The 4,993-nt window shown below is 67.9% G+C and carries 5 protein-coding genes; 3 read left to right on the top strand and 2 right to left on the bottom strand.

Features of this window, described 5'->3' with window-relative positions; all coding sequences use genetic code 11:
• Positions 1-51 precede the first annotated feature (51 nt).
• Positions 52-483 carry a YkgJ family cysteine cluster protein gene (locus ACTJJM_RS12965; protein WP_029380125.1) on the bottom strand — a complete coding sequence of 144 codons (432 nt, stop codon included), beginning with the start codon at positions 481-483 and terminating at the stop codon, positions 52-54.
• Between the two features lie 104 nt (positions 484-587).
• Between ACTJJM_RS12965 and oleC the strand changes: the two genes are divergently transcribed.
• The 3 genes from oleC to ACTJJM_RS12950 all read left to right on the top strand — a co-directional run bounded on the left by oleC (position 588) and on the right by ACTJJM_RS12950 (position 3,473).
• On the top strand, positions 588-2,246 hold the full coding sequence (oleC, locus tag ACTJJM_RS12960; protein ID WP_317613844.1) for an olefin beta-lactone synthetase: 1,659 nt from the start codon (positions 588-590) through the stop codon (positions 2,244-2,246).
• Positions 2,243-3,235: a 2-alkyl-3-oxoalkanoate reductase gene (gene oleD / locus ACTJJM_RS12955; RefSeq protein ID WP_440865713.1), complete on the top strand. Its 993-nt coding sequence runs from the start codon at positions 2,243-2,245 to the stop codon at positions 3,233-3,235. The genes oleC and oleD overlap by 4 nt, the downstream gene beginning before the upstream one ends.
• An 82-nt stretch (positions 3,236-3,317) precedes the next feature.
• Positions 3,318-3,473 carry a DUF1328 domain-containing protein gene (locus ACTJJM_RS12950; RefSeq protein WP_004153593.1) on the top strand — a complete coding sequence of 52 codons (156 nt, stop codon included), beginning with the start codon at positions 3,318-3,320 and terminating at the stop codon, positions 3,471-3,473.
• Positions 3,474-3,616: 143 nt separating this feature from the next.
• Here the strand turns inward: ACTJJM_RS12950 and ddlA are convergent, their stop codons facing one another.
• Positions 3,617-4,711, bottom strand: a complete 1,095-nt coding sequence (gene ddlA / locus ACTJJM_RS12945; RefSeq protein WP_440865712.1) for a D-alanine--D-alanine ligase — start codon at positions 4,709-4,711, stop codon at positions 3,617-3,619.
• Between the last annotated feature and the right edge of the window lie 282 nt (positions 4,712-4,993).

The following is a 4,993-nucleotide window of genomic DNA, read 5'->3' as shown; positions in this document are numbered from 1 at the left end:
CCGGGGGGGGGGGGGGGGGGGTTGCTATTTTTCTTTCTCCCCCACACCGGATTATGCGGCGACCGGCGCCTGCGGCGGCGAAGACGGGCTGTTGCCGTTGTCGTCCGGATGATCGTCATCATTGTCGGCGTCATCGCGCCAACGCCAGTCGGCCAGCGTCAGTGGATCCAGGCCATAGGCGATGCGCGCCTTGTCGCACTGCGGGCTGGCTTTGCCGTACTCCCACGATGCATCCACCTCACGGCACACGCTGGGCCGGTTGGGGTGGATGGTGCAGCGTGAATACACGCCGATCTGAGCATCCAGCGCCACGCAGCGCACTGGCTTGGAATGGGTGCCACGCATGCAAAGGCGATGCGGGTCCAGCACTTCGGTGAGCTGGTGTGGCACGCCGCCGGGGGTGACCTCGTCTGATTCCATCCAGTGGAAGGCCACGCGGTATTGGGTGCAGCAGGCGCCGCAGGTCATGCAGGGATGTTGCATGGGCAAGCCGCCTCGGGCGGCAGTCGGAATCAGGAACGAGGGTGCGGATTTTCCACGAAGTGGGGCGCCGCGCAAGAAATTCCGTAAGCGGCGACAATGAACGGATGAATCGACCCTGCAATATTGCGGCCCGTTTGCCTGAACTGGCGCGTGAACGCCCCGACCAGATTGCTATCCGCTGCCCCGGCCGCCGGGGCGCCGGCAACGGCATGGCCGCCTACGACGTCACCCTGGATTACCGCCAGCTGGACGCCCGCAGCGACGCCATGGCCGCCGGCCTGGCCGGCTACGGGATCGGCCGAGGGGTGCGCACGGTGGTGATGGTGCGGCCCTCGCCGGAGTTCTTCCTGTTGATGTTCGCCCTGTTCAAGCTGGGCGCGGTGCCAGTGCTGGTCGATCCGGGCATCGACAAGCGCGCGCTGAAACAGTGTCTGGACGAGGCGCAGCCGGAAGCCTTCATCGGCATTCCGCTGGCCCATGTGGCGCGGCTGGTGCTGCGCTGGGCGCCGTCGGCGGCGCGCCTGGTGACCGTCGGCCGCCGCCTCGGCTGGGGCGGAACCACCCTGGCCGCGCTGGAGCGCGCCGGCGCCAATGGTGGGCCGATGCTGGCCGCCACTGACGGCGAGGACATGGCCGCGATCCTGTTCACGAGTGGCTCCACCGGCGTGCCCAAGGGCGTGGTCTACCGCCATCGCCACTTCGTCGGCCAGATCCAGCTGCTGGGCAGTGCCTTCGGCATGGAAGCGGGCGGGGTGGACCTGCCGACCTTCCCGCCGTTCGCGCTGTTCGATCCTGCGCTGGGCCTGACCTCGGTCATCCCGGACATGGACCCGACCCGGCCGGCACAGGCCGACCCGGCGCGCCTGCACGACGCCATCCAGCGTTTCGGCGTCACCCAGCTGTTCGGCTCGCCGGCACTGATGCGGGTGCTGGCGAAGCATGGCCGGCCGCTGCCGACGGTCACCCGGGTGACCTCGGCGGGTGCGCCGGTGCCGCCGGACGTGGTCGCCACCATCCGCAGCCTGCTGGCGGCCGACGCGCAGTTCTGGACGCCGTATGGCGCCACCGAGTGCCTGCCGGTGGCCGTGGTCGAGGGCCGCGAGCTGGAGCGTACGCGCGCCGCTACCGAGGCTGGCGCAGGGACCTGCGTGGGCAGCGTGGTGGCGCCGAACGAAGTGCGCATCATCGCCATCGATGACGCGCCGCTGCCGGACTGGTCGCAGGCACGCGTGCTGGCCACCGGCGAGGTCGGCGAGATCACCGTAGCCGGGCCGACCGCCACCGACAGTTATTTCAACCGCCCGCAGGCCACGGCGGCGGCAAAGATCCACGAGACGCTGGCCGATGGCAGCACGCGCGTGGTCCATCGCATGGGCGATGTGGGTTACTTCGATGCGCAGGGCCGCCTGTGGTTCTGCGGGCGCAAGACGCAGCGCGTGGAGACCACGCGCGGACCGCTGTACACCGAACAGGTCGAGCCGGTGTTCAACACCGTGGCCGGGGTGGCGCGCACGGCGCTGGTCGGTGTCGGCGCCCCGGGTGCACAGGTGCCGGTGCTGTGCGTGGAACTGCAGCGTGGCCAGGCAGACAGCCCGGCGCTGCAGGAAGCGCTGCGTGCGCATGCCGCAGCGCGCACGCCTGAGGCCGGCCTGCAGCACTTCCTGGTGCATCCGGCGTTCCCCGTCGATATCCGTCACAACGCCAAGATCGGCCGCGAGAAGCTCGCCGTCTGGGCCAGCGCCGAACTGGAGAAGCGCGCATGAAGATCCTGGTCACCGGTGGTGGTGGTTTCCTTGGCCAGGCGCTGTGCCGCGGGCTGGTCGAACGTGGCCACCAGGTACTGGCGTTCAACCGCAGCCATTACCCGGAACTGCAGGCGATGGGCGTGGGCCAGATCCGTGGCGACCTGGCCGATGCGCAGGCAGTGCTGCACGCGGTGGCCGGCGTTGACGCGGTGTTCCACAACGGTGCCAAGGCCGGCGCCTGGGGCAGCTATGACAGCTACCACCAGGCCAACGTGGTCGGCACCGACAATGTGATCGCCGCCTGCCGTGTGCATGGCATCAGCCGGCTGGTCTACACCTCCACGCCCAGCGTGACGCACCGTGCCACCCATCCGGTGGAAGGCCTGGGCGCCAATGAAGTGCCTTACGGCGAAGATTTCCAGGCACCGTATGCGGCGACCAAGGCGATTGCCGAACAGCGCGTGCTGGCGGCCAACGACGCCTCGCTGGCGACGGTGGCGCTGCGCCCGCGCCTGATATGGGGCCCGGGCGACCAGCAGCTGGTGCCGCGTCTGGCCGAACGTGCACGGCAGGGCCGCCTGCGCCTGGTGGGCGATGGCAACAACAAGGTGGATACCACCTACATCGACAACGCCGCGCTCGCACACTTTCTCGCTTTCGAGGCATTGGCGCCGGGGGCCGCGTGTGCGGGCAAGGCCTACTTCATTTCCAACGGCGAACCGCTGCCGATGCGCGAGCTGGTCAACAAGCTGCTGGCCGCCGTTGGTGCGCCGACGGTGGACAAGGCGATCAGCTTCAAGGCCGCTTACCGCATCGGTGCGCTCTGCGAGCGCCTGTGGCCGCTGCTGCGCCTGCGCGGCGAGCCGCCATTGACCCGCTTCCTGGCCGAGCAGCTGTGCACGCCGCACTGGTACAGCATGGAGCCGGCACGCCGGGATTTCGGTTACGTGCCGCAGGTCAGCATCGAGGAAGGGCTGCGCAGGCTGAAGGCTTCATCTGCTGCATAGATCGCCGTCACTGGCTGCACACCGCCAGATCGGGAGGATGGACCCACGCCATCCAACGGCCCGGACATCTGCGAGGAGCGCCATGCTGCATTACGCCGTCATCTTTTTCGTCATCGCCATCATCGCCGCCGTGCTCGGCTTCTCCGGCATTGCCGGTGCTGCCAGCAACATTGCCTGGATCCTGTTCGTTGTGTTCCTGGTACTGGCAGTGATCTCGATGTTCCGCAAGCGCGGATAGAACCTGCAGGACGTGCCGGTCACCGGCCGGCACGTCGCTTCCCGGTGGGTGCCGACCGTTGGTCGGCACGCCTCCTGTAGAGCCGAGCCATGCTCGGCTGCATCTCCAGGGTCGAGCATGGCTCGACGCTACACACAGCGCCGCTACACGGCGCTGTGCAAGCCGCGATCGGCTTCATGGCGCTCCAGCGCCAGTTCGATCAGCCGCGTGATCAGCGTCGTGTAGTCCACACCGCTGGCGCCCCACAGCTTCGGGTACATGCTGATGCGGGTGAAGCCCGGCAGTGTGTTGACCTCGTTGATGACGATCTCACCGTCTGTGGTGAGGAACACATCCACGCGCGCCATGCCCGCACACTCCAGCGCCTGGTAGGCCCGCAGCGCGGTCTGCTGGATGCGCGCCTGGGTTGCAGCATCGATATCCGCCGGCACCACCACCTCGGCGCCGTCGGCGTTGATGTACTTGGTGTCGTAGGCGTAGAACTCGTCGTGCACCACCACTTCCCCACACAGGCTGGCCTGAGGATGTTCGTTGCCCAGCACCGCGCACTCGATCTCGCGACCGACCACCGCCGATTCCACCAGCACCTTGTGGTCGTAGCGCAGCGCCAATGCCAGCGCCTCGGCGAAGCCCGCTGCATCCTTGACCTTGCTCACCCCCACCGACGAACCCTGGTTGGCCGGCTTCACGAACAACGGCAGGCCGAGCTGCGCGATCACCGCATCGACATCGACTGCCGCCGCCTGATGGCGACGGATGCACAGCCACGGTGCCACCTGCAGCCCGGCGTCGCGCAGCAGGCGCTTGGTCACGTCCTTGTCCATCGCCACCGCCGAGCCCAGTACCGGTGAACCGACGAAGGGCAGGTTGGCCATGCGCAGCAGCCCCTGCAGCGCACCGTCCTCGCCCAGCGGCCCGTGCACGATCGGCAGCACCACATCGATCTGGCCGAGCGCGCTGGCCGCATCGAACGGCTGCAGCTGCGCCTGCTCGGCGCCCGGGCGCACCGCCAGCGACGTACCGGACCGATGCAGGGCGATGCGCGACGGATCATCGGCATTGATCAGGAAGGTATCCGGCTGGCTCAGATGCCACTGGCCCTGCTTGTCGATACCGACCAGCACCGGCTCGAAGCGCTCGCGATCGAGCGCATCGAGGATGTTCTTCGCCGACTGCAGCGAAACTTCGTGCTCGGAAGACTTGCCACCGAAGATGATGCCGACCCGGGTCCGTGCCATGGGGAATGCGATGTCCTGTGCGTTGCGTGGCCTCATAGCATGAACCTTCATCGGCCTTCCGCGTGAGGCACAGATGAACCAGAAATCCATCCACGCATGGCGATCTACCGTGTCGACCAAGGTCGACACCCACCAACAACAGCAGGAACCTGTCGAAGGCGGGGTGGGTCCGGTTGCGGGGGCGTGAGCCGCATGGGCCCGAGGCATGCCTCGGGCGGGTTGGGCAGGACGCCCAACCCTGGTCTTGCCGTGTGCGCAGGACAGCGCACACGAGCAAGCGGC

The sequence above is a fragment of the Stenotrophomonas sp. 22692 genome (assembly GCF_052045015.1).
Lineage (GTDB): Bacteria > Pseudomonadota > Gammaproteobacteria > Xanthomonadales > Xanthomonadaceae > Stenotrophomonas > Stenotrophomonas geniculata.
This window is presented reverse-complemented; position numbering and strand designations above follow the sequence as displayed.

Bases quoted from the DNA above. Each gene is read 5' to 3' on its own strand.
- ACTJJM_RS12965 (WP_029380125.1), bottom strand. From the start codon at position 483: ATGCAACATCCCTGCATGACCTGCGGCGCCTGCTGCACCCAATACCGC.
- oleC (WP_317613844.1), top strand. From the start codon at position 588: ATGAATCGACCCTGCAATATTGCGGCCCGTTTGCCTGAACTGGCGCGT.
- oleD (WP_440865713.1), top strand. From the start codon at position 2,243: ATGAAGATCCTGGTCACCGGTGGTGGTGGTTTCCTTGGCCAGGCGCTG.
- ACTJJM_RS12950 (WP_004153593.1), top strand. From the start codon at position 3,318: ATGCTGCATTACGCCGTCATCTTTTTCGTCATCGCCATCATCGCCGCC.
- ddlA (WP_440865712.1), bottom strand. From the start codon at position 4,711: ATGGCACGGACCCGGGTCGGCATCATCTTCGGTGGCAAGTCTTCCGAG.